At 45.0% G+C, this 21957-nt stretch carries 18 protein-coding genes, 1 tRNA gene, 1 pseudogene and 2 riboswitches; of the genes and pseudogenes, 14 read left to right on the plus strand and 6 right to left on the minus strand.

Annotated elements, in window-relative coordinates:
• Nucleotides 1–206: 206 nt before the first annotated feature.
• A riboswitch (cobalamin riboswitch) is annotated at nt 207–440 on the minus strand.
• Nucleotides 441–816: 376 nt separating this feature from the next.
• The 4 genes and pseudogenes from MHB64_RS02440 to MHB64_RS02455 all read left to right on the plus strand — a co-directional run bounded on the left by MHB64_RS02440 (nt 817) and on the right by MHB64_RS02455 (nt 2713).
• Nucleotides 817–1125 (plus strand): MTH1187 family thiamine-binding protein, encoded by a 309-nt coding sequence (locus MHB64_RS02440; protein WP_094874465.1) that lies wholly within the window; start codon nt 817–819, stop codon nt 1123–1125.
• Between the two features lie 95 nt (nt 1126–1220).
• A tRNA-Thr gene (locus tag MHB64_RS02445) sits at nt 1221–1292 on the plus strand.
• Nucleotides 1293–1497: 205 nt separating this feature from the next.
• Nucleotides 1498–1629, plus strand: coding sequence for a YjcZ family sporulation protein (locus MHB64_RS02450; RefSeq protein WP_218832805.1), 132 nt, complete (start codon nt 1498–1500; stop codon nt 1627–1629).
• A 541-nt stretch (nt 1630–2170) separates the two neighbouring features.
• A pseudogene (locus MHB64_RS02455) lies at nt 2171–2713 on the plus strand (NAD(P)H-dependent oxidoreductase).
• A gap of 64 nt (nt 2714–2777) precedes the next feature.
• On the opposite strand, the gene MHB64_RS02460 reads toward MHB64_RS02455, so the two are convergent.
• The gene (locus MHB64_RS02460; protein ID WP_341133642.1) at nt 2778–3152 is read right to left on the minus strand and encodes a winged helix-turn-helix transcriptional regulator; all 375 of its coding nucleotides are present in this window, start codon (nt 3150–3152) and stop codon (nt 2778–2780) included.
• 444 nt (nt 3153–3596) lie between these two features.
• Nucleotides 3597–3989 carry a hypothetical protein gene (locus MHB64_RS02465; RefSeq protein ID WP_094874463.1) on the minus strand — a complete coding sequence of 131 codons (393 nt, stop codon included), beginning with the start codon at nt 3987–3989 and terminating at the stop codon, nt 3597–3599.
• A 492-nt stretch (nt 3990–4481) separates the two neighbouring features.
• A riboswitch (cyclic di-GMP riboswitch) is annotated at nt 4482–4572 on the plus strand.
• Nucleotides 4573–4682: 110 nt separating this feature from the next.
• Between MHB64_RS02465 and MHB64_RS02470 the strand changes: the two genes are divergently transcribed.
• The 10 genes from MHB64_RS02470 (at nt 4683) to MHB64_RS02515 (ending at nt 16623) form a co-directional block, all read left to right on the plus strand.
• The gene (locus MHB64_RS02470; protein WP_341133643.1) at nt 4683–6920 is read left to right on the plus strand and encodes a choice-of-anchor A family protein; all 2238 of its coding nucleotides are present in this window, start codon (nt 4683–4685) and stop codon (nt 6918–6920) included.
• A gap of 172 nt (nt 6921–7092) precedes the next feature.
• Complete coding sequence (locus MHB64_RS02475) at nt 7093–8028, plus strand: alpha/beta hydrolase (protein ID WP_341133644.1); 936 nt, start codon at nt 7093–7095, stop codon at nt 8026–8028.
• An 820-nt stretch (nt 8029–8848) separates the two neighbouring features.
• Nucleotides 8849–9238 carry a NusG domain II-containing protein gene (locus MHB64_RS02480; protein ID WP_094874525.1) on the plus strand — a complete coding sequence of 130 codons (390 nt, stop codon included), beginning with the start codon at nt 8849–8851 and terminating at the stop codon, nt 9236–9238.
• Complete coding sequence (locus MHB64_RS02485; protein ID WP_094874526.1) at nt 9222–9779, plus strand: Gx transporter family protein; 558 nt, start codon at nt 9222–9224, stop codon at nt 9777–9779. The genes MHB64_RS02480 and MHB64_RS02485 overlap by 17 nt, the downstream gene beginning before the upstream one ends.
• 29 nt (nt 9780–9808) lie before the next feature.
• On the plus strand, nt 9809–10663 hold the full coding sequence (locus MHB64_RS02490) for an ATP-binding cassette domain-containing protein (RefSeq protein WP_094878683.1): 855 nt from the start codon (nt 9809–9811) through the stop codon (nt 10661–10663).
• On the plus strand, nt 10654–11559 hold the full coding sequence (locus MHB64_RS02495; protein ID WP_094874528.1) for an ATP-binding cassette domain-containing protein: 906 nt from the start codon (nt 10654–10656) through the stop codon (nt 11557–11559). The genes MHB64_RS02490 and MHB64_RS02495 overlap by 10 nt, the downstream gene beginning before the upstream one ends.
• Nucleotides 11552–12343, plus strand: coding sequence for an energy-coupling factor transporter transmembrane component T family protein (locus MHB64_RS02500; protein ID WP_042184497.1), 792 nt, complete (start codon nt 11552–11554; stop codon nt 12341–12343). Before MHB64_RS02495 ends, MHB64_RS02500 begins: the two co-directional genes overlap by 8 nt.
• A 43-nt stretch (nt 12344–12386) precedes the next feature.
• On the plus strand, nt 12387–14312 hold the full coding sequence (locus tag MHB64_RS02505) for a peptidase U32 family protein (RefSeq protein WP_094874529.1): 1926 nt from the start codon (nt 12387–12389) through the stop codon (nt 14310–14312).
• Nucleotides 14313–14411: 99 nt separating this feature from the next.
• Nucleotides 14412–15698 (plus strand): aspartate aminotransferase family protein, encoded by a 1287-nt coding sequence (locus tag MHB64_RS02510; RefSeq protein WP_341133645.1) that lies wholly within the window; start codon nt 14412–14414, stop codon nt 15696–15698.
• 40 nt (nt 15699–15738) lie between these two features.
• The gene (locus MHB64_RS02515) at nt 15739–16623 is read left to right on the plus strand and encodes a UbiA-like polyprenyltransferase (RefSeq protein ID WP_094874531.1); all 885 of its coding nucleotides are present in this window, start codon (nt 15739–15741) and stop codon (nt 16621–16623) included.
• A 619-nt stretch (nt 16624–17242) separates the two neighbouring features.
• Here the strand turns inward: MHB64_RS02515 and MHB64_RS02520 are convergent.
• The 4 genes from MHB64_RS02520 to MHB64_RS02535 form a co-directional block, all read right to left on the minus strand.
• The gene (locus tag MHB64_RS02520) at nt 17243–18223 is read right to left on the minus strand and encodes a polyprenyl synthetase family protein (protein WP_094878688.1); all 981 of its coding nucleotides are present in this window, start codon (nt 18221–18223) and stop codon (nt 17243–17245) included.
• 17 nt (nt 18224–18240) lie between these two features.
• A complete protein-coding gene (locus MHB64_RS02525) occupies nt 18241–18690 on the minus strand; it encodes a hypothetical protein (protein WP_341133646.1) in 450 nt (149 codons plus the stop codon).
• A 247-nt stretch (nt 18691–18937) separates the two neighbouring features.
• Nucleotides 18938–20818 (minus strand): FAD-dependent oxidoreductase, encoded by a 1881-nt coding sequence (locus tag MHB64_RS02530; RefSeq protein WP_094874533.1) that lies wholly within the window; start codon nt 20816–20818, stop codon nt 18938–18940.
• Between the two features lie 48 nt (nt 20819–20866).
• Entirely contained in the window at nt 20867–21757 is an 891-nt protein-coding gene (locus MHB64_RS02535; RefSeq protein ID WP_341133647.1) for an FMN-binding protein, read from the minus strand.
• Nucleotides 21758–21957 lie beyond the last annotated feature (200 nt).

Raw genomic sequence — 21957 nt, forward strand, 5'->3', positions numbered from 1 at the left:
CCTCTCAGTCTATCGTCCTATCATTAAGAAGTGGGGCCGCATAAGCGGCCGTATATTCATTGTGATCTCATAAAAAAAGCATCCCCTAGCGAGGATGGCTGAAAATGCCCGATGCGTTATGTAAATATCCACACAGATATTTGTAGTGGTCTCTATGAAGATGACCGCATGCGGACACCGCTCCTGTTCCTCGCAGGCACTCATAGTTGGTGTCGTCGAAACAGGCAGGTCTCCTGGCTTCCGGAGGACCTCTCAGCGCCTTCCCAAGGGGGTTCTTACCCTCAGTGGCTTCTGCCAGGAGATCTGCCCATCTTTAGCTTCTAAAAGCTTGTAAAGGGCATCCGGTTACAGTGGCGGGACCGCAGCGGATTTTCACCGTACTTCCCTATTAAGCTCTAATTCCGATTAAGGATCAAAGCGCCTGTCTCCACTATATTTTGTTGTCGTTAGATAAAAATAACCCAAGATGTTGTGTTTGTAAACAGTTTTTTAGAAAACCCGCGCGGGGAGCGGGTTCTTCAAAAGTACTCCACAAATGATCCACAGGCTGTCCATAAGTAATCCACAATTGATCCACAGGCATATGAAAAATGATTCATAAATTGTCCGAAAAGATGCCACAAAGAGTCCATAAATGTAGTGCAGATGACCCTAGAATTCACGTAAGAAAAAATACCCGTGGCGAAAGTCATATTTCGGAGAATTTTTTGGGGAAAGAAGAAGGGGCATAATAAAGCTGAGATCATTTGTGGGAGAGCGGTGGAGTTGTTACAATAGAAGGAGACACATACTTTAAAATTCCGAGGAGGTATTCCCATGCCTATTGCTGAAGTAACCGTTATTCCGATTGGAACAGGTAGTACGAGCCTTAGCAGCTATGTTGCGGATATGCAGCGAGTGCTGAAGACGGTAGAAGGGATTACTTATGAGCTTACATCCATGGGTACAATTATCGAAGGGCCTCTTCAGCGTATTTTTGCTGCAGTCGAGGCGCTGCACGAGTCTCCTTTTGCCGCAGGTGCAGAGCGTGTCTCTACCTCACTTAAAATAGACGACCGCCGAGATAAACCCTCTACTAGCCGTGGAAAGCTGGAATCTGTGGAGCGTAAACTACAGATGGAATAGCAATTCGGGAGAGCAGGGAAATAGAGAGAAATAGGCTTGCGTTTCTGGGTGGAAGTTGTATAATATTTTTTGTTTGACAGAAAAATCAGCTTTAAGCTGGTGTAGCTCAGGGGTAGAGCAACGCACTCGTAATGCGTAGGCCGGGGGTTCAATTCCCTTCACCAGCATATCTAAGAATTGCGCATGGCACGGCTTCCGGGATTTCGGGACCGTGCCATTTGTCTTAAAATCATCTATTTTCTAACATTCTTCTAACCTTTGCCTACGGTCGGGGCTTTAAATGGATAGATATCTAATTACCTATTTACCCAAGCACTATAGTGTGGATTTCATAAGCTAAGATGAACTTAAATACAAAGGAGGAAATTTAAAATGAGCGAAAATATTGCTGGCTTTGGTGGTGTCGGATATGGTGGCGGTATCGGAGGAGCCTTTACATCTACCGGTGCAATCTTGGTACTGTTTATCCTCCTTGTAATTATTTCTAAGACTATCTTGCTATAAAATGAGAAGGATGTTTTGCTTGGAAGCTTGAGGATGTGCTTCCACAGAGCTATATCAGCCTTAATCTGGTGTAGCCCAGGGGTTCAATTTCCTTCACCAGCATCTCTAAGAATGGAATAACGGCGCGGTTTTCGGGGATCTCCGAACCGCGCCGTTTGTCTTGAAATCACCTATCTTCTAACATCCTTCTAACCTTTACTCAAGTAAAGTGAGGGATCAGTCGTAATCCCGACCTCTTTGCACGTTTCAAGAATGGAGTCGCCGATCCCTCGAAGGGCTGCTTCTTGTAAGCTGGGGAGAACATGTGAATAAGTATCCAGTGTAACATTGATGGAGGAATGACCCAGTCTCTCTTGTGTGATATTTGGGTGTACACCGAAGATGAGAATCGCCCCGAAGACTGTACGTCAATATACGTGCAGACAGGTTGCAATGCTTACCTTTAGGTAAGTACGTGAACTAAAAGTGCATACTTACGCGATGGCGTGATGGGAGGTATAACTCAAGTCCTAAATCTGATTCAAACATGGAGGATACACCATTGAAAACACTTGTTGTCGTTACGCACCCAAACATCGAAACATCCGTTGTTAATAAACGCTGGATCGAAGAACTCCATAAATATCCAGACAAATATACGGTACATGAGCTGTACAAAGCCTATCCCGATGAAAAAATCAACGTGGAAAAGGAACAACAACTAATTTAAGCGCATGATAAGCTCGTCTTACAATTCCCTGTCTACTGGTTTAGTAGTCCGCCTCAGCTTAAAAAGTGGCTGGACGAAGTATTTACTTACGGATGGGCATAGGGCTCGAAGAGTGATAAATTAAGAAATCGTAAAATCGCATTAGCTGTAACTGCCGGAGGAAGTGAAAAAGACTTCAGTGAAGATGGTAAACTCGGCTACGGGCTTGACCGTATTTTATCTCCCTTTGACACGACTTTTGTTTACTGCAACGCTGATTATCGTTCCTTCTATGCCATTTATGGTACGGAATCTAAGACGGTAGGAAGTACGGATTATTTTAAAAAATTGGACATCAGTTCGCAAGGCTATGTTGAATTTATCGATAATATGTAATTAGAATTGAAACAAAAAGCAGCATTTTCATTAATGGAAATGCTGCTTTTGTCATAAGTCGTCGCTAAATCGTAAACGGTACTGTTATCTCTTGCGCGGCTGGAACGGAATTTTTCTCTCCCCAAGTGCACATCATATCCAGCACCGGAATAAGCGATTGGCCCTTCTCAGTCAAGGAATACTCAACTTTAGGGGGAATCTGGGGGAATTCCTCGCGCCTGACGAGACAGTCCGCTTCCAGTTCTTTCAACATAACACTTAACGTCTTAAAAGGTATTGTACCGATACCTCGTTGCAGTTCATTGAATCGCACGATCTTGTTTTCAGAGAGATAGTAGAGAATAGTCATTTTATATTTACCACTAATGATAGACAAGGTGTAGCCGAAGCTAGTGTCCTTCTGATGAATGCCAGGTGGTATACAGATTTCATCACTCATGGGCTATTACCCTCCTTCAGAAAATATAACGAAAAGGCAAACGCCTATTGCTTCTCCGTACTCAGGTCTCGACTTTATTATGTTTTACAACCAGCTACCAAGTCATCCTGCGAGCAACGAACCCACTATATCATTTTAAAACAATTAGTTCAAAGCACTCGTGGCTAGCTATCCATCGGTCGGTTTTTCTGTCGGCGAAGCGGGCTACTTTGGTTGGAAATCAAAAGTGTCAAGCGGATAGTCTAAGCGACGAATTGATGTTTTTAATGTAATTTTCATGTGAGCATCATCTTATTTTCAGGTTCAAGGTTTATATTGAAGACACCAAACACCCCCCAGTGTTTTGTGGTATAAATCTCTCAGGTCTTGCCAACTCCCATGGTAAGGCCTATTTTTTTGTTCGCTAATGGAAATGGGGGGAAGGGGGACAGCCTCTACGCGGCTTTACTTAATCTGATACTGCTCTTCATAGCTCTTAAAAGATGAAATATCCAGACCGAGATATCTGCGCATATGAATTGCAGCTTGGGCAGCGACAATGTCGTTTAATAGCAGCATTCGTTCATGGTATCCACGACATATAAATTTGGCTTCGATCCCTGCATTAAGTCTGTTCTGCTCATAAACCTTGATTCCCCGTTTTCTCATCTCTGAACGAACATCTCTTAAATCTGTTGTAGCAACTGCTGCGGCTGTTTCAAGAACCTCCAGATAGGGGGCGGGTGTTCGTAAATGTGCAGATAGAATGGCGGAGTCCCGTTCGAAAGCTGATAAAATCATCGGAAGCAATAAATAAGATTTCACCAGCATATTGTCCCTGCTTTCAGCTCTATGCATGAATCTCATCACCCCTAATGGGAACGTATATTCGTATTCTACCCCGATATTCCAAAAATAATCAATGGTATTTCTAAACAGCTAGTCCAATGTGATTAAATTCACAATTAAATTAGAAAGAATAAAATATATTAAAATTGTAATAATAAAAATTAATGCTTCAGACTTATATAAAGGGAGAATTTGGATGAAAGAGGAAGGAAGTCTCGCCCGTGGAATGGTATTTGGTTTGATTCTAAGTATTCCATTATGGATATCGATATTAGGTTGGATAAAGTTACTTTAAAATTGAAGGAAAACCTTTGTGTGAAGCGCCTTTTGGCGCTTTTTTTGTGCTTGCTTACGCGTGTAAATATCAAAAGGAATTGATTGACAATTGAGGGGATGGAGCGCTAAACTATTGTTAGTTCCAAAGTATTAAAAGTCATAGACCATTATTTAATAGGATGCTTAAGCTACTAGTTCTAATTTGCAAAGGCTATACATATATAATCATGATAATAGCAAACCGCCTGAAAGGGTGGGACGCAAAGTTCAGGAGTCTAAAGTGTCTAAAAGACACTATGACCGTCCGACTGCCATGAGAAGGGAATTCTACTTCTTTTTTGGCGGTCTTTTTTTGTTATTAGGTTCTTTAGAGTTCTGGTAATTATTCTGTTTAATTATAAATCATAGTTTTAGGAGGTGCGCATTTTGAAAAGAAGAATGAAACCGTTGCTCTCATTAGTAATAGCGGGGATTTTGATGGTGGGTAGTGGGCTTTCTGGAGGTGGTTATTTGGTCAGTGCGGCAGGGCCTGTGCTTCCGTATATTCCTACACCTGTGTTAGGCATTGCAGGAAATTTTAATACTTTTATCCTTGGTGACTTCAATCAATCTAATGATCAGGTTCACGGGCGCCTGGCGGCCAAAGGTAATATTACTTTGCAGAATTACGGCGTATCCAAGGATAATCCAGGTGGAGATGTCCTTATTGCTGGCAATGACATCACTTTTACTAATGGGACTGTTCATGGAGCATCCGTTCATGGTGGTGTTTTTATCAGAAACGGTGTAGATCTTAAAGAACCAGCGAGAAAAGGGACACCTATTGATTTTGATTATGAAGAGCAATATCTTATTGGACGTTCTAATGAATTCTCTTCACTTGCTACAGTCGGAACTTTCAAAAAGGAATATGGGAAAATAACAATTGATGCTCCGGAATCATTTAACGTTCTTAATCTAAGTGCTGCTGATTTCGTTGGTGCTAATGGCTTACAGTTTAATATTGCAAATAACGCCACAGTTATCGTTAACGTTAGCGGAAGTTCAGTTGAAATTCCAAGCTTTCAAATTTGGGGAGGCAGCCCTAACAAGGTATTATTTAATTTTTATGAAGCTAGCACTGTAAACATTGGAAGTTTAACAATAGAAGGAACTATTCTAGCTCCGCTTGCAAAAGTAACTTATAATTCCGGAGAACTGCATGGGACATTGATTGCGAAAGGATTTGCTGGTGGTGTGCAGATGCATTGGTATCCATATGAAGGGGTAGAGTCGCCTCCTACGCCGACGCCAACAGTGACGCCGACACCAACAGTGACACCAACGCCGACCGTGACACCGACACCAACGCCGACCGTAGCACCAACACCAACACCGACCGTAGCACCAACGCCGACCGTGGCACCGACGCCAACGCCGACCGTGGCCCCAACGCCAACGCCGACCGTGGCACCGACGCCAACGCCGACCGTAGCACCAACACCAACACCGACCGTAGCACCAACGCCAACGCCGACCGTGGCCCCAACGCCAACGCCGACCGTGGCACCGACGCCAACGCCTTGCATGACGCCGACACCAAAGCCAACACCGACACCAAAGCCAACACACACACCAAAACCAACGCACACACCAACACCGAGCGTGACACCATCGCCAACGCCAAGCGTGACGCCGTCACCAACGCCGGAAGTAACGCCAACGCCAAGCGTGACGCCGTCACCAACGCCGGAAGTAACGCCAATGCCAAGCGTGACGCCGTCACCAACGCCGGAAGTAACGCCAACGCCAAGCGTGACGCCGTCACCAACGCCGGAAGTAACGCCAACGCCAAGCGTGACGCCGTCACCAACGCCGGAAGTAACGCCAACGCCAAGCGTGACGCCGTCACCAACGCCGGAAGTAACGCCAACGCCAAGCGTGACGCCGTCACCAACGCCGGAAGTAACGCCAACGCCAAGCGTGACGCCGTCACCAACGCCGGAAGTAACGCCAACGCCAAGCGTGACACCGTCACCAACGCCGGAAGTAACGCCAACGCCAGTCGTGACGCCAACACCAACACCCGACGTGACACCAACACCGACACCGTCGCCAGAGGCAACACCAACACCGACGCCGTCGCCGGAAGCAACGCCAACGCCGACACCGTCGCCGGAAGCAACGCCAACACCGACGCCGTCGTCAGAGGTAACGCCAACACCGACATCGTCGTCGGAAGTGACGCCAACACCGACATCGTCGCCAGAGGCAACACCAACACCGACATCGTCGTCGGAAGTGACACCAACGCCAACGCCGGAGCCTCCGGTGTTTCCGACACCAACACCATCATTTGTAATTGGCACTATTGTTGTTAATGATGACCCTGTGCCGCTGGGTCCTGTAGCTTCATCGACGCCAGCACCAGTACCCACACCAACCCCGTCGAGCAATACAGAAGTCCTTGTTGACGACGATGAAATCCCACTAGGACCGGTGGCAACGGAAACGCCGTCACCAGAGGATATTGCAGTAGTGGATGATACAATTCCGCTAGGTAATCCACCTGTGGATGAACTGCCAAAAACGGGAGAATCAAGTCCAGTTCCTTATTATGCAGCAGGTCTAGGTTTTGCTCTTATTGGATTGCTAATGAGAAATAGATTCTCGAACAAGAAATAATAAACGGTGATTATAGCGTGAACGCAAGCTAAGCCGTGAAGAATAGAAGAGCCGCTTTCGGGACATATTCCGATGGCGGCTCTATTTTGTCATGATTGTTCTATTTTGGCGCATTCTAAGTAGATGTTATACTGATTTACAACGAACATAAGGAAAGGACGGGGAAGACGAATTGGTATGGTTCTTCATTAGTGCTGTCATCGTTATTGGAGCTCTGATCTATGCTGGCTTTTTCTTTTATGGCATTGCTATTAAACGAGCACCGAAGGAATTCCTGAGTACTAATCGTGACTTGAAGGTTGATCCCCCGGTTGCCGGGGCTTCTTGGGGTGAGGGGAAGGATTGGATCTCCAGTCAGAGCTTTGAGAATGTGGAGATTACATCTGAGGACGGGCTACAACTAAGAGGGTATTTGCTCCTTTCGGATCGTGCTGAAGGTCGTACGGCGATTCTAGCCCACGGTTATTCTGGAAAAGGGAAGGATATGGGGGCGTACGCCAAAATCTATTACGAGAGACTGGGCTTTAATATCCTGATTCCCGATGCCAGGGGACATGGGGAAAGCGCTGGAAATTATATTGGCTTTGGATGGCATGAGCGCAAGGATTATTTAAACTGGATTAAATATATAATAGAAAAGACTGGGCTCAGTGCTCAAGTTGTGCTTCATGGGGTTTCTATGGGCGGTGCTACAGTGCTAATGACCTCAGGTGAAAATCTCCCACCGCAGGTCAAAGCTATTGTCTCGGACTGCGCTTACAGCTCAGTTAAAGCACAATTAGCTTACCAACTAAGGCGTATGTATCACTTGCCAAGCTTCCCTTTTATCCAAAGTGCAAGTCTAATTACTCGTTTGAAAGCAGGGTATGGTTTTAGTGAAGCGTCTGCCTTGAAACAGGTGCGTAAGGCGAAGGTGCCGATTCTTTTTATTCATGGGGATGCTGATAATTTTGTACCATATAGTATGATGAATGAATTATATGAGGCATGTCAGAGTCCAAAAGAGAAGTTCGTAGTGCCGCAAGCGGGGCATGGATTAGCTTATGATACGGATAAAACGGGTTACATAAATGTAGTAACAGCTTTTGTGAATCAATATGTAAATTAGTGGCCCTGAACGTAGACAGCGCCCGATATCCGCTTGGTAGCGGTTATCGGGCGCCTATATTTTTCCACACATGGCATGTGTCCTTGTGTAAGGTTCGTACAGCCATGCTTTTTCGTTATATTCATCCCCCGCCGTTCGTGAGTAACGGGTGTCTTAATTCCTTGTTATTTCCAGCAGCCGTGTGGCGAGAATAATCCTTCCAATACGACAAAAGCCCTACCTCTCTTTTGCCCTTGCGGCTCCATTGACCGCGCCAGTGTGAATCGGAATGCTATATTTCGAATTTAATCTCATAAAAAGGAAAGTTTCTGCAAGAAAACATGAAGCCTCTGTGTCCAAATTGCCGAAGTGTAAAATAGTCGGCCTGACATCTTCTTGATGGGGATATACAATATATCGAAAAACAAATACGATATAAATATAACACAGCATTGTTTAAAAGGCAAATATAATAATGAATTCCAAGATAAGGATGGTTTTGCTTAGGAGGGGAACAAGTCTCCAGAGGGGGCGTTTCAGATCCGAATGTGACTTAGACTAGATTAATTGTGGAATATTTCGGAAAAGCTAGTAAACCAGAAGAGATGGGCAATCTCGGTTCAAATGGGCTAAAGTGTAAGTTTAATTTTTGCAAACGCTGCAAATTACACCTGAATTTGCTCGAAGCGAAAGGCTTGAGTCTGTGGGGGTTATTTTGCGTGCCTATTTTGTGAACAGGTCTTTAAAACTTACATAAAACCCCAACATTGATTGAAGGATTGAGGGCAGACCGTTATAATTAATAAGTCTGGATTTTAATTAAAAAATAAGGGAGATTTATATGAAACGCGCAGATGTGTGGTTGATTTCCATCGTATTGATTGCTGCGCTCGCTTTTCTCGTACCGAGATGGTTTTCGGACAATGATGATAAAGGTGGGGCCGGTAAAAATCTCGTAGCCAATGTGACTGTGGACGGCGAGTTATTTAAAACGGTAAAGCTTACAAAAGAAGAACAAACCATTGAGGTCCGTACCGAACGTGGTTATAACATCTTGAAGGTGCATGATTACGGGATTGAAATGTACGATGCCGATTGCCCGGATCAAGTATGCCTAGGTTTTGGTTTTATTACCCTGCCCAAACAGACGATTGTCTGTCTACCACATAGAGTATTAGTGGAGATCACAAGTGCGTCGGGGGAGGATGATATAGATGCCTATGTCCAGTAGTGAATCTGCAACAGCTTTAAAAAGAACGGTAATTATTGCGATTTTTGCCGCAGTGGCGGTAGTGCTCAGTCTAATAGAGGCTCAGATCCCATTATCAGGGATGGGACTGGTGCCAGGTGCTAAACTTGGACTAGCTAACATTATGATTTTGACCTGTATTTACTTTTTACGTGGACGGGACGCTTTCCTGCTTGTCATTCTCAAAACACTGCTTACTGCATTTCTGCTAGGTACCTTTTCGAGCTTATTGTTCAGTTTATTCGGTTCGCTTTTTAGCTTTGTTGTAATGTTCGTGTTAATGCTGCTTAGTGGCAAAGGTAAAAGTATAAGCTTGATCGGAATTAGTATAGCTGGTGGAATTGCACATAATATCGGTCAGCTGCTGGCAGCTTCTATGGTATTCTCGTCCCTTAGTATTTTTTATTATCTTCCCATGCTGCTGATCACTGGAGTAGTAACAGGAATTGCCGTGGGCTATGCAGTCCGTTATTTGGTGGCTTCATTGTCAAAAATATCGTTGTTTGAAGAGTTTTTGGACTGATTAGTCACATCAGCGGAAGGATGACTAACATGAATGAATCATATGATGGTCAAGAGTTAGAGGGAGAAGGACAAGCTGTCATCTCTTTGGATGGGGTATCGTTTGGTTATGATCCTGAGCATCCGATTCTTCAAAATATAACGTTATCTATTTCACAGGGACAATGGGTTAGCTTGGTTGGCCCCAATGGCTGCGGGAAGTCTACGCTAGTTAAGCTACTAAATGCTTTGCTGCCTAAGAGTGCTGGTGAAATTGTGGTTAGTGGTATGCAACTCAGTGAGGAGACGATCGGAAGCATTCGGCAATGCATCGGTATGGTGTTCCAAAATCCAGATAATCAGTTTATTGGAGCCACTGTAGAGGAAGATATCTTATTCGGCCTGGAAGGGCTTTGTTTGTCGTACGAAGAGATGGCTGAACGATTACACGCTTATACGACGAGGCTGGGAATAAATCATCTGTTGTCCAAACACCCAGGTGAGCTGTCTGGAGGCCAAAAGCAGCGTGTCGCTATCGCCTCCATTCTTGCTATGGAACCAGGCATCGTCATTTTTGACGAGGCCTCTTCTATGTTGGATGAAGGAAGCAGAAATGATCTTCTTGGTATTTTGCAGGATATGCGAGCGGAAGGAAAGTATACGATTCTTATGATTACACATGATGCAGATGAGATTTTGGCATCGGATCGGGTGCTTGCACTGCATGGAGGTGGTTTAGCTGCTGATGTTACACCGGCGGAGCTGTTCCGGGACGAAGAGCTTCTGCAAAAATGCCATCTGTGTGAGCCGTATCCTTGGCGTCTTGCACGCGAGCTGCAGAATCAGGGCATCTATGTGGATGTTCCCGCCAGTGAAAAGGAGCTTATAGACACGTTATGGCCATAGAATTACAGCAAGTAAGTTATTCCTATGCTGACCGAAGCCTATGGAAGCTGACGGCGCTCCGCGACATTAACCTCAGTGTTCCACTAGGCTCTATGGTTGGTATTGCTGGGGCGACAGGCTCTGGTAAATCGACGCTACTGCAGTTGTTTAACGGGATATTGAAACCAACGGAGGGTACGGTAAAAGTGCTCGATGTAACCATCCAGGCGGGGGAGAAATCACCTAAGTTGATGCCGCTGCGCCGTAGAGTCGGATTGGTATTTCAATTTCCAGAGCAGCAAATGTTTGAAGATACGGTCGAAAAGGATCTTATCTTCGGTCCTCTTAACTTCGGCATGAGCCTCGAAGAGGCAAAGGCACGCGCAAGACAGGCCATGCTAGATATGGGGCTGGATCTTGCGCTGCTAGAGCGGAATCCTTTTAAATTGAGCGGTGGGCAAATGCGCAAGGCAGCTATCGCCTCCGTGCTAGCTATGGACCCTGAGGTCATCGTTCTGGATGAACCGACGGCTACGCTTGATCCCATCAGCCGTGCAGAGCTAATCCACTTGCTGGAGCGTTTATGCCGTGAACAGGGGAGAACGATCATCGTCGTCACGCATCGGATGGATGAGTTATTGCCTTACGCGGACAACTGGCTTGTCCTTAAAGAGGGCAGCACGGCGTTTCAAGGCAGCGTAAAGGCGCTGGCAGATGACCCTTCGATTCTGGAACAGTGTGGCTTGACGGTTCCGCAGTCTCTTCGTTACTGGCGTGCAGTCGCTGATCGCTTTGGTCTTACGGATGAAGCTCCTCGCTTAACGGCAGAGAGCTTAGCAGAGCTAATTGCTTCGCTGCCATCTGGATCAGGCAACTCTAGCGAGCAGCACGAAGGAAAGAGGGATAGCCATGAATGAGAAGCTAATCATAGGGCGCAGTATTGAGACCGGTTCATGGGTGCATAAGCTAGATGCTCGTGCCAAAATCACTGGAATGCTATTATACGTAGCTGTTATCCTGCTCTCCCGTTCGTGGATGGCTATGGCGCTGCTGGCTATTTTCTCAATAGCGGTTATGGCTTCCACTCGGATTCCGCTTAAATACTTTCTGAAAGCAGCTAAGCCTTTACGGTATTTAATGCTATTTATCTTTATCGTACAGCTGCTGTCTGTGAAGACGGGTGAGGCGGTGCTGACGCTTGGTTCGTGGTCTATTTATGAGGGAGGGCTAAGATTAGGCGCATTTTCGGTCATCCGCATGTTTTTTCTGATCACGTTCACGGCACTACTTACATTCACCACAACGCCGGGTAAGCTGAATCAAGGGCTGGAGGGGATTTTGGCTCCTTTCAAAAAGTTTGGTTTGAAGCCCGACCGTATCACACTGATGATCAGCATTTCCCTTCGTTTCATACCTACGATTCTAGACGAGTCGCAGATTATCATGAAAGCGCAGGCCTCACGGGGTGCTGATCTGAAGGAGCTGCCTTTAAAGGAAAAGGGACGAATGTTAGTGTCCTTGCTGGTTCCGATTATCGCTAGTGCGTTTAGGCGTGCGCAGGATCTGGTATATTCCATGGAAGCCCGTGGCTTTCGTATGGATGCTCCGCGTAGCCAGTATCACCGACTAAGGTGGGGCATATTCGATACTATTTTTATTACTATGTTTATTGTAATGGGGATTGCAGTAGCTTTGGTGTAAAGTACAACTTGTATGGAGAGTATCAACTTGGGAGGGAACTTGAATGGCACGTTATTTTAACGGTAGAGAGATTGAATTATTAGCACCCGCAGGAACGTTTGAGATTTTCAAGGAAGTGATCCAGGCACGATGTGATGCAGTTTATTTTGGTGGACCTGTATTGAATATGAGAATGATGCGTAAAGGATATAATCTGTCTCATGAGGAGATCGTAGAGGCACTAGATATTGCTCACCGTCTAGACAAAAAAGTGTATATCACAGTGAATAACCTGTTTAGTGAAGAAGATGTGGAAGAGGCTAAAGAATATCTGCGTTTCCTTGACGGTGCTCGCCCAGATGCCTTAATTGTTCAGGATATGGCAGTGCTGGAGCTTATTCGCGAGATGGGGCTTAATCTTCCGATTCACTCTTCGGTAATGATGAATGTGCACAACCTGGAAATGATCTACGCGCTGCGTGATCTGGGTGTAAGTCGTGTGGTTACTTCACGGGAAATGGATTTGCAGACAGCTAAACTGCTTGGTCAGCGGAGTGGGATGGAACTGGAGTATTTTATTCACGGAGATATGTGCTCAGTTCACGGAGCGAATTGTTATTTCAGCTCTCATGTATTCGGTATGAGCAGTAACCGTGGGAAATGTATGAAGCCTTGTCGCTGGGATTATCGGGTGAAAAAAGATGGTTATGTTTATCCTGCTGAATATCCATTGGCTGTAAAAGATATGTTCATGTATGAGCATCTGCCGGAATTAATTGAGTCAGGCATTACCTCCTTCAAAATAGAGGGCCGCATGCGGGATAAGGAATTTATGGTGATGCTGGCGAATAGTTATGGTGAAGCTATTGACCGGTATATCGATGATCCGATTGGCTTTGACCGTACGGTCGATACTAAAGAACTCTATAACAACCGCAAACGTGACTTTTCGACAGCTTATGCTTTTGGCAAACCAGGCTTGGCTAACATTAACCGCCGTTACGAAGGTACAGGCAAATTTTATAGCACTGGAAAAGTGTTCAGTACACCAACCGCAGAGCGGGAATTATCTGAAAAACGTGTTGAGCAGGTGCGGGAGAGTTTGGCTGAGGTTAAGCAACCGCAGAAGACAAAAGCTAAGCTAGCTGTCCGAGTAAATAATATGGAACAGGCCCGGATGGTCTTAGAGCTTGGTGTTGATAGCTTGTACTTGCCGGGGGATGTTTTTGAACCCGATCAACCTTTTACGAAACGGGACATTAAGGAACTTGGTGAACGGAAAGGCGATAGCAAAATTTACTTAGGTTTGCCACGTATGATGACAGAGCTGCATTTTGATCAATATGATCAATTACTTCAGGGAGAACGCTTGCCGATTGACGGTCTTATCGTTACAAATTTAGGAGCCATTCGTCGTTACAACGCTACAGGATACCCGCTAATTGGGGACAGTAATTTAAATGTATACAATCATCTGTCAGCGCAATTATATACTAACTTAGGCTTGACTCAGCTTTCAGTGTCTCCGGAAATGACGGTGGAGCATTTTGCTACCTTTGCCTCACGTTGTAAAGCGCCTTTGGAAGTGGTAGTTCATGGTACACCTGCACTAATGTATATGGAACATGATCTTTATGAGAATACTGAGTTGATGGAGCCTATTGCTGAAGAGGATAATGAATATGTGCACAATAGTGTTTTGGTTCTAAAGACAGACAAAGGTGAGAATCCGGTATATCGTGATCAGCACGGCCGTTGCCATCTGTTATTTGCCAAAGAACTCTGCTATTTACCATTGTTGAATGAAATGAGTGAACTAGGAATATCAAGCTTCCGTATTGAAGGAGCAACCTATAGCGTCGAACAGCTTCGTGAAATTATTATTTCATATCAACAGGCAATTAACGGATCCGATAAGAAGGATGACATGCTGGGCGGCCTCAAGCCGGTCTATGCGGGTTATACTTTGGGCTCATTGCAGTTCAACTAATTGTATTTTAATGGGGACTAGATATCGCCGTGTAATAGGGTGATGCACAGGACTCTATGAATAAGTTACTATTTTCACAAAAAGGAGAGAGAACCCTTCATGGAACAACAAGACTTCATCGGAAGAGAAGCGGTAGCATCCAAACGTAAGCAATATTTCTATCCTTGTACACAGCATTTTTACCGTGATGCACCTCAGCTTGTTCGTGGTTCAATGCAGTTTGTTTATGATGAGAAGGGTAAATCCTATACGGACTTTTTCGCGGGTGTATCCGTAGTCGCTTGTGGGCATTGTAATCCAGCCATAACAGCACGTACGATTGAACAACTGCAACAGCTGCAGCATACGACAACTATTTATTTAACCCAACCAAGTGTAGATTTAGCTGAACGTTTGGAAGAGGTAATGCCGGGTGATTTACGTCGAACCTTCTTCGTTAATAGTGGCTCTGAGGCGAATGAGGGAGCTCTGCTATTAGCACGGATGTATACGGGACGTAAAGGGTTCATAGCGCTGGAGAGCGGTCTACATGGCCGTACCAATCTGACTATGAGTGTGACAGGTCTGCCAATGTGGCGCACGGATAAATATTTGGATCATGATGTCGAGTTTATTCCTCGTCCGTATCATCAGGATCTATCTCTGGAGGAAGCGGCTTCGTTATCCCTGGATTCGCTGGAGCGGGTGCTCGAAGAGAAGGGCAATACTATCGCTGCTATGATCTTAGAGCCAATCCAAGGCAACGGCGGAATGATCATGCCAACCCGATCCTACTTCCGGGATGTAAAAGCATTGTTGGAGAGATATGGCGTGCTCCTGATTGCTGATGAAATTCAAACTGGATTTGGACGTACTGGCAAAATGTTTGCTATGGAGCATTTTGATGTCGTACCCGATATTATAAGTATGGCCAAAGCACTTGGCAACGGAATTCCGGTCGCAGCCTTTGCTACAACCGATGAGATTGCCCTTGCACTAAACCGCCCGTCAGCCTCTACGTTTGGGGGCAATCCGGTATCTGCTGCAACAGCGCTGGCTGTGCTTGATTATATTCGAGATGAACGGCTTCCGGAACGCTCGGTAGAACTCGGAGAACGATTGAAAGCAGGTTTGGAGGCGCTACAAGCCCGTTATCCTTCGCTAATTATTGAGGTGCGGGGAACTGGACTTATGCTGGGTGCAGAACTTGCCGGTGCAGATGTTGAAGGCGCAGCGGCACTTACAGATCAAGTGCTGGAAACGATGAAGGACCGGGGTTATCTAATCGGCAAAAATGGCATAGGACGTAATGTACTGGCCTTCCAGCCACCGATGATTATTACGGAAGAAGATATTGACGGGATGCTTAACGTCCTGAACGAAGTTCTTGCAGAGCATAATCATTAATGAACTTAAACACAAGTAGTAAAGAAAGAGGAATGCACGAATGGCGATTCTAAACATATGTAAAACTGCGGGACTAAAACTTAAAATGTTCAGCGAACTGGTCATGTTCTCTCATACGCTTTTTTCGCTGCCGTTTGCCATTATATCGATGGTATGGGCCGCAGGGGGCTGGCCATCGGGACATTTGATGATCTGGGGATTGATTGCATTGATCGGCGCCCGTAATGGCGCCAATGCTTTCAATCGGCTGGTGGATCGTACGTTCGATGAACAGAATCCTCGTACGGCACATCGGCATCTGCCTCGACGTTTACTGGCGGAAAAAGAAGTTGTTGTCTTTGTTATCGTCAACTATGCTATTTTCATTGTAGCTTCAGGCATGCTTAATTTGCTCTGCTTGATCTTATCGCCGGTGGCTATCGTATTGATATCAACTTATTCCTATACGAAGCGGTTTACCTTTCTCAGTCATTTATATTTAGGGTTTGTTATTGCCTCTGCACCGATTGGTGCATGGTTTGCTGTCACTGGAAATATCGCATTTACACCGTTTGTCATCGGAACAGTAGTTATGCTGTGGATTGCCGGTTTTGATATTATTTACGGCACTCAGGATATCGAATTTGACCGGCGGCATGGGCTATGGTCTATTCCTAGCTTTTTCGGACTGGAGAATGCCCTGCGCATTTCAAAAGGTCTACATTTCATCATGATTATGTTGCTATTGTTCCTATATGTATGGCGTGACCTCGGCTGGATGTATCTGGTGGGGATTGGCATTGCGACGCTGCTCCTGATGACCGAGCATAAGATTATTAAACCATCCAATCGTAAGTTGATGAAGGTGGCCTCTTATAATCTGAATCAGGTGATCAGCATGGTGATTTTATTGTGTACGCTGATTGATTTTTTCTATGTTAGCTAGGGAGAGTTAGTTCGATGGATGGTTAGGAGGTTAGGAAGCTGCACTGCGTGGAATGTTGGACTTTCGAGCGCTACGCTTCTACAGTTCCAAAATTCCACGCAGTGAAGTCCTAACCATTGGCGCATTGCCTCCAAGCTAACAACAAAAGACAACAGCCTACCCAAAACAGGGTAGGCAAAGGGATCGGAAAGCTGGCAACGCGGCTTTCCTTTTTTGTTTTTGTGGGCATCTGCGAGGGGGGCTAGAGCCGTGTGAGAGGGCTGAACTAATCCAAGGTAGACTTATAGGGAAAACCTCCCTATATTTCCGAGCTTTATTGACTTTAGATCTTGTTATAGGGAAAGTCCCCCTCTAAATTGGCTGATTAGTCTATAAACCATACAAATTCAAGTTTTTAGAGGGAGGAATTCCTTATAATCGTGGATTCCAATCGATTTTAAGCTAATTAAAGGGAGGATTTCCCTATATGTTGAATAGTAGAGCCTGGAAGCTAAAAGGCTAAACACGCTCACGGGCGCTGCGCTACGTTCGGCTTGTTTAGCTAAAGTACACAAAAAAACGGATACCCACCCAAGTGAATGGGAGGTATCCGTTTTTAATTGCTACGTTAGCATCTGCTTTAGCGATCACGGTCGGCAAAATATTGCAGTAGCGTATCCAGATCGGCATGCGCCGGATAGGAGGAGAGCTGCTGCACAATCGCTCCAGCCTTATCCAGGTAGTTCTGGCTGACCCTTTCTGCGCGAGCTAGGGCATCGCTTCTCTTAATAAGGGCGAGCACATGTACCACCTCAGCATCGGAAGAATCAGGGCCGATTGCACGAATCACAGGCGAAAGCTTTGGATCCTGTAATGCATAAAGCACTGGCAGGGTAACCTGACCATGACGCAGATCGCTACCGGCGGGCTTACCAAGCACAGCCTCAGACTGCGTGAAATCCAGCAGGTCATCTTGTATTTGAAAAGACATGCCTAAGGCTTCGCCAAAGGTATACAGGAGGTTGGCCACTTCCTCTGAGCTTTCGGTGGATAATGCACCCACACGTAAGCAGGTAGCCATAAGGAGAGCTGTTTTATTTAAGGACTTCTCCAGATACTGCTCCATTGTAATCTCATAATCAAAAGCATGTTCCATTTGCTGATACTCACCTAGACAGAGCTGAGCAGTAGCTACAGAAGATAAGTCATGAACATATTTGTTTTTGTCTCCGGTATATTTGCTTAACAGTTCGATAACCCGAGCGGACATATAATTGCCAATATGCACTGCTGATCGTGTGCCCGTCTTAGTATGTAGGGCGGGTTTGCCCCGCCGTAACTCAGAATCGTCGATGATATCATCATGAATTAATGAGGCAACATGAATAAATTCAGCGGCAGCAGCTAATTGAAGCGCTCTTCGACCTGTATCCTTTCGGCCAAAACGACTGCCAACAATGACCATAAGAGGGCGGAGGCGTTTACCTCCAGAATTTATAAGCTCAAGAACACTCTGCCCGAGTTGAGATTTCTTAGGAACATCCTTATCTCGTGCCACAAGATTTACGATTTCACGATTAATTTCATCTATGTCTATGTTTAAGGCCTCATGCAGCTTCATCTTATAGATCCCACCTGTCAAATGGCTTTGCTTGTGCGACTACGCTGTCTGCACTCTTGAATCAAGAATTGTTCGATTCCAGCCGCTGGATCATGTTCCGCGAAGTCTCCATTTGACCGTCTAATTTGCATTTTTTTGATCGAAGGAGCTAAATAAGCAACTAGGTCGAGCTCACGGCATTTCAGCGCAAACTGAAGGTAAAAGCTGTACAAATAATCTCCATCCAAAATGTTGCGTGTAAGGTCGGGATGATGTGGGATACATTCCATATGGCGCTCAGCTGCCAAAGTGAGAATAGTGTAAATACCCAGCAAATTGACTTTGCGGTTGTATTCCAGATCATGGCGTTCTAGTACCGAGATTAGCTGCTCACATGCAGCCGGAGAGGGATTAAGCTCAATTCCGGCAATAGGTGACATTTCAGTATGCAACAACCGGAGGGTATCTTCTATGAGTTGTTTGTTCACAAGATTCTCTCCTTCTTGTCGGTTTTGCCGGAAGAAACCATACCCCTGATCATCCCTACAAAACCATTCATTAAAGAATAAACTGACCATTTCCTGATATTAGGAAGATTATTTTCTTCTTGTAAATAAGGAGAGTAATGTGTCCTAGGGACACATTACTCTGAAGTACATCCATATTTAGCTTACTGACATGCAATCTACATATTTTCTTTAAAATAAATGATTACACGAAATCAGGGCTTTATAATCAGTCGGTGTATAGATACCATCGTCTGACGATTGGAACTCTCTTCCAATGTTTCTTAAGCCAAGGAAGTACATAGTAATCTAGGCCAAATGTGCTGCCCGATCCGCCGATGCAGGCGATACCCGCACCAACATACCATAACATTTCTGTAGAAGCCATTTTGGTCGACCAGATCATGACGGACATGGCTATCGTCGCTATAGAAGCAATAGCTGTGAACAGACCAACGATGAGCATAATACCGAACACGATTTCTGCACATACCATACCGATTTGGAACCATTTCGCGAGGAAAGTATAACTTCCGTCGTTGTTGTAGAACATCAAATCCATGAAGAAGTTCGTAATATCATATACGAAACCAGGAACTGGCAATGCTTCAACCGCTTCTTTTGCAGTGGATACTGCTGAAGCTGCAGATTGTGCATCTACTGTTGTTTTAACTGCATCCACCGCTACGCTGGCTGCTGATGAAGCATCCGTTGCAAAAGGAGCGGCTGGAATTAGGAATATCTTATTAGGATCTACCCAAATTTTCCGTAACTTATCTATACCTTCATATAACCACATTCCACCAAGCAACATGCGAAGCGGAACGAGCCAGAAGTTAGGTGAACGCTTGGAGAAGTGTCCGCCCAAGAAGCTCTTACGGTTCTCAACATGGAAGAACTCATGCATCATGTAAGTCCAAACTTTATTGAAGCCTACAACCTGAGACAGGTAGAACATATTGATAAAGTGTTTGGATAACATTGCCATAAAACCAGTAAGCATAAAGAACTTGCCTGGCAAACCAACGTTTGCTACACCGTAACGGCTACCGATGGATACCATGGTACCGTGGAAACCTGGTTTGTATGCCTTTTTAGCAGTGTTCTGAATGTCAGCTGCAATGTTACCAGCAACGATCGGAGCTGCTTGTTCAGCATTCTCAACCATTTGTGGTACAGGACGAGTTTCACCTTCAGGAATGAAGAAAATATTGTCCCCTACTACATATACGTTCTTATGATCTACACTTTCAAGGTTCTCATTCGTAACAATACGTTTGCGTCCTTGTTGTTGTACTTCAAGTCCGCCTACGATTTCAGATCCTTCGACACCTGCAGTCCAAACGATGGTTTGTGAAGCGACAACGTTTTTCTCACCAAGGGCAACACTGCCTTCGCCCACTTCAGTGATTTTGGCGCCTGTAACAATTTCCACGTTCAGCTTGCGAAGGTGAGCCTCAGCTTTTTGAATCAGCTTATCTGGAAGGATAGGCAGAATCTTCGGAGCCATATCAGCCACAATCAATCTCACTTCGGATGGGTCGATATAGAACTCTTTGCATAACTCTTCGCGTTGCTCAGCCATTTCCCCAACAAGCTCGACACCTGTAAAGCCGGCACCGATGATAACGAAAGTTAACATTGCACGGCGTACAGTTGGATTTTTCTCCATAGCGGCTTTGGTATACATGTCGCGGATTTGACGTTTCAATGCTACCGCATCATCGTAAGACCAGAAGGAGAAAGTATTCTCTTCTGCACCTGGAATGCCAAAGAACGTTGGTTTGCTACCTGTACCGATTACAAGGTAATCATACGCATAGGTAGTTTTATTGGATTTGAGTTTCTTACCCTTGAAATCAATATTGCTGATTTCGTCAAGAACAACATTCACTTTAAGGCCAGCAAAGATTTTCTTTAGATCGATCTTAATTGAATCCTCTGGAGCGCGGTTCGCGGCAACCTCATGCAGCTCAGTCAATAGAGTGTGATATGGATTCCGGTCGATCAGTGTGATTTCAACATCTTTGTTTTTCTTAAATTTCTTTGCCAGTTTCTTAGCCGTGAGTACGCCGCCGTAGCCGCCGCCTAAAATGACTATTTTTTTCAAAAGAAATTCACCTCATTCGTCTGATTAACTGCAGAAGGTTATGCGAAATTATTTCGCGCCTTCGAGTGCTTTTTCAGCAAGTGTAAAATATTCACCAACATGAATACTCACGCCGGAAATTGCATCAGTTTTACCTTCAGCTGTAAGTTCTGGAGCAGCACCTTTTTCAAGATAGTATTGCTCAACTTTTGCGATTTCTTCATGCCATTCAGCAGAAGCGCCGCCAGCTTTCATACCGTATTTACCATCAACGGAGAATTGTTTCTTGTCGTCGCCAGCAGCATTTACGCCGCTGAATTTAACAGCAACAACGTTACCGTTAGCAACAGTCAAGTCAACAGTAGATTTCCAACCGGAGTCTTTATCCATCTCGCCTTCAGCATGGTAACCTCCGTCTTTGTATTGGCCAGCTTCAACAGGTCCAGCAGCCAGAGCAGCTTCAGAAGCTTTCACAAAGTCAGATACGTGTACAGATACACCGGAGATAGCATCAGTTTTCCCCTCAGCGTCTAAAGTTATAGCTGCTGGATCTTGTTTTTCAATCAGGAAAGCTTCAGCTTTTGCTGCTTGCTCGTGCCATTCAGAAGAAGCACCACCAGCTTTCATGCCATATTTACCATCTTCGGAAACTTTTTTCTTAAGGTCACCAGCTGTGTTGACGTTGAAAGCATCCCAGTCAGCTTTAGTAATCTTGCCACCTTCTACAGTTAAGAGTGCGAAATACTGCCAGCCAGTTTTAGCATCAACATCAGCAGTAGCGTAGTATGTTCCATCTTTGTACTTCGCCGCTTCAGTTCCAGTGTTAGTGGAATTAGTTGCTGTGTTGTTTTCTGTTGGAGCGTTTGTTGCTGCCGGTGTGTTGTCTGTGTTGTTACCACAACCTGCAAGCAAACTACCAAGGATAAGGGCAGTCGACAAGATTACTGTTGTTTTTTTCATTTGTTATGACCTCCAAAAATATAGTTTAAAATATATATATTAAAATGTAAAACATTTTAATAGCTGTGCGAAGTGATAAAAATCACTTTATAAATGATATTTGTCACTTTAATTTTGGGATGAAGTACCAAGCTCCAACAGTATCATGACATATATCGGCATGTAATAGAAAAAAATTTAACCATGTTGTTTTATCTCCG

It is taken from the genome of Paenibacillus sp. FSL K6-2859, assembly GCF_038008265.1.
Taxonomy (GTDB): domain Bacteria; phylum Bacillota; class Bacilli; order Paenibacillales; family Paenibacillaceae; genus Paenibacillus_AQ; species Paenibacillus_AQ nitricinens.

Excerpts from the sequence above, each read along its gene's own strand:
- MHB64_RS02490 (WP_094878683.1), top strand. The coding sequence starts at position 9,809 with ATGAATGAATCATATGATGGTCAAGAGTTAGAGGGAGAAGGACAAGCT.
- MHB64_RS02495 (WP_094874528.1), top strand. The coding sequence starts at position 10,654 with ATGGCCATAGAATTACAGCAAGTAAGTTATTCCTATGCTGACCGAAGC.
- MHB64_RS02515 (WP_094874531.1), top strand. The coding sequence starts at position 15,739 with ATGGCGATTCTAAACATATGTAAAACTGCGGGACTAAAACTTAAAATG.
- MHB64_RS02480 (WP_094874525.1), top strand. The coding sequence starts at position 8,849 with ATGAAACGCGCAGATGTGTGGTTGATTTCCATCGTATTGATTGCTGCG.
- MHB64_RS02505 (WP_094874529.1), top strand. The coding sequence starts at position 12,387 with ATGGCACGTTATTTTAACGGTAGAGAGATTGAATTATTAGCACCCGCA.
- MHB64_RS02465 (WP_094874463.1), bottom strand. The coding sequence starts at position 3,989 with ATGCATAGAGCTGAAAGCAGGGACAATATGCTGGTGAAATCTTATTTA.
- MHB64_RS02535 (WP_341133647.1), bottom strand. The coding sequence starts at position 21,757 with ATGAAAAAAACAACAGTAATCTTGTCGACTGCCCTTATCCTTGGTAGT.
- MHB64_RS02520 (WP_094878688.1), bottom strand. The coding sequence starts at position 18,223 with ATGAAGCTGCATGAGGCCTTAAACATAGACATAGATGAAATTAATCGT.
- MHB64_RS02510 (WP_341133645.1), top strand. The coding sequence starts at position 14,412 with ATGGAACAACAAGACTTCATCGGAAGAGAAGCGGTAGCATCCAAACGT.
- MHB64_RS02500 (WP_042184497.1), top strand. The coding sequence starts at position 11,552 with ATGAATGAGAAGCTAATCATAGGGCGCAGTATTGAGACCGGTTCATGG.
- MHB64_RS02460 (WP_341133642.1), bottom strand. The coding sequence starts at position 3,152 with ATGAGTGATGAAATCTGTATACCACCTGGCATTCATCAGAAGGACACT.
- MHB64_RS02440 (WP_094874465.1), top strand. The coding sequence starts at position 817 with ATGCCTATTGCTGAAGTAACCGTTATTCCGATTGGAACAGGTAGTACG.
- MHB64_RS02450 (WP_218832805.1), top strand. The coding sequence starts at position 1,498 with ATGAGCGAAAATATTGCTGGCTTTGGTGGTGTCGGATATGGTGGCGGT.
- MHB64_RS02485 (WP_094874526.1), top strand. The coding sequence starts at position 9,222 with ATGCCTATGTCCAGTAGTGAATCTGCAACAGCTTTAAAAAGAACGGTA.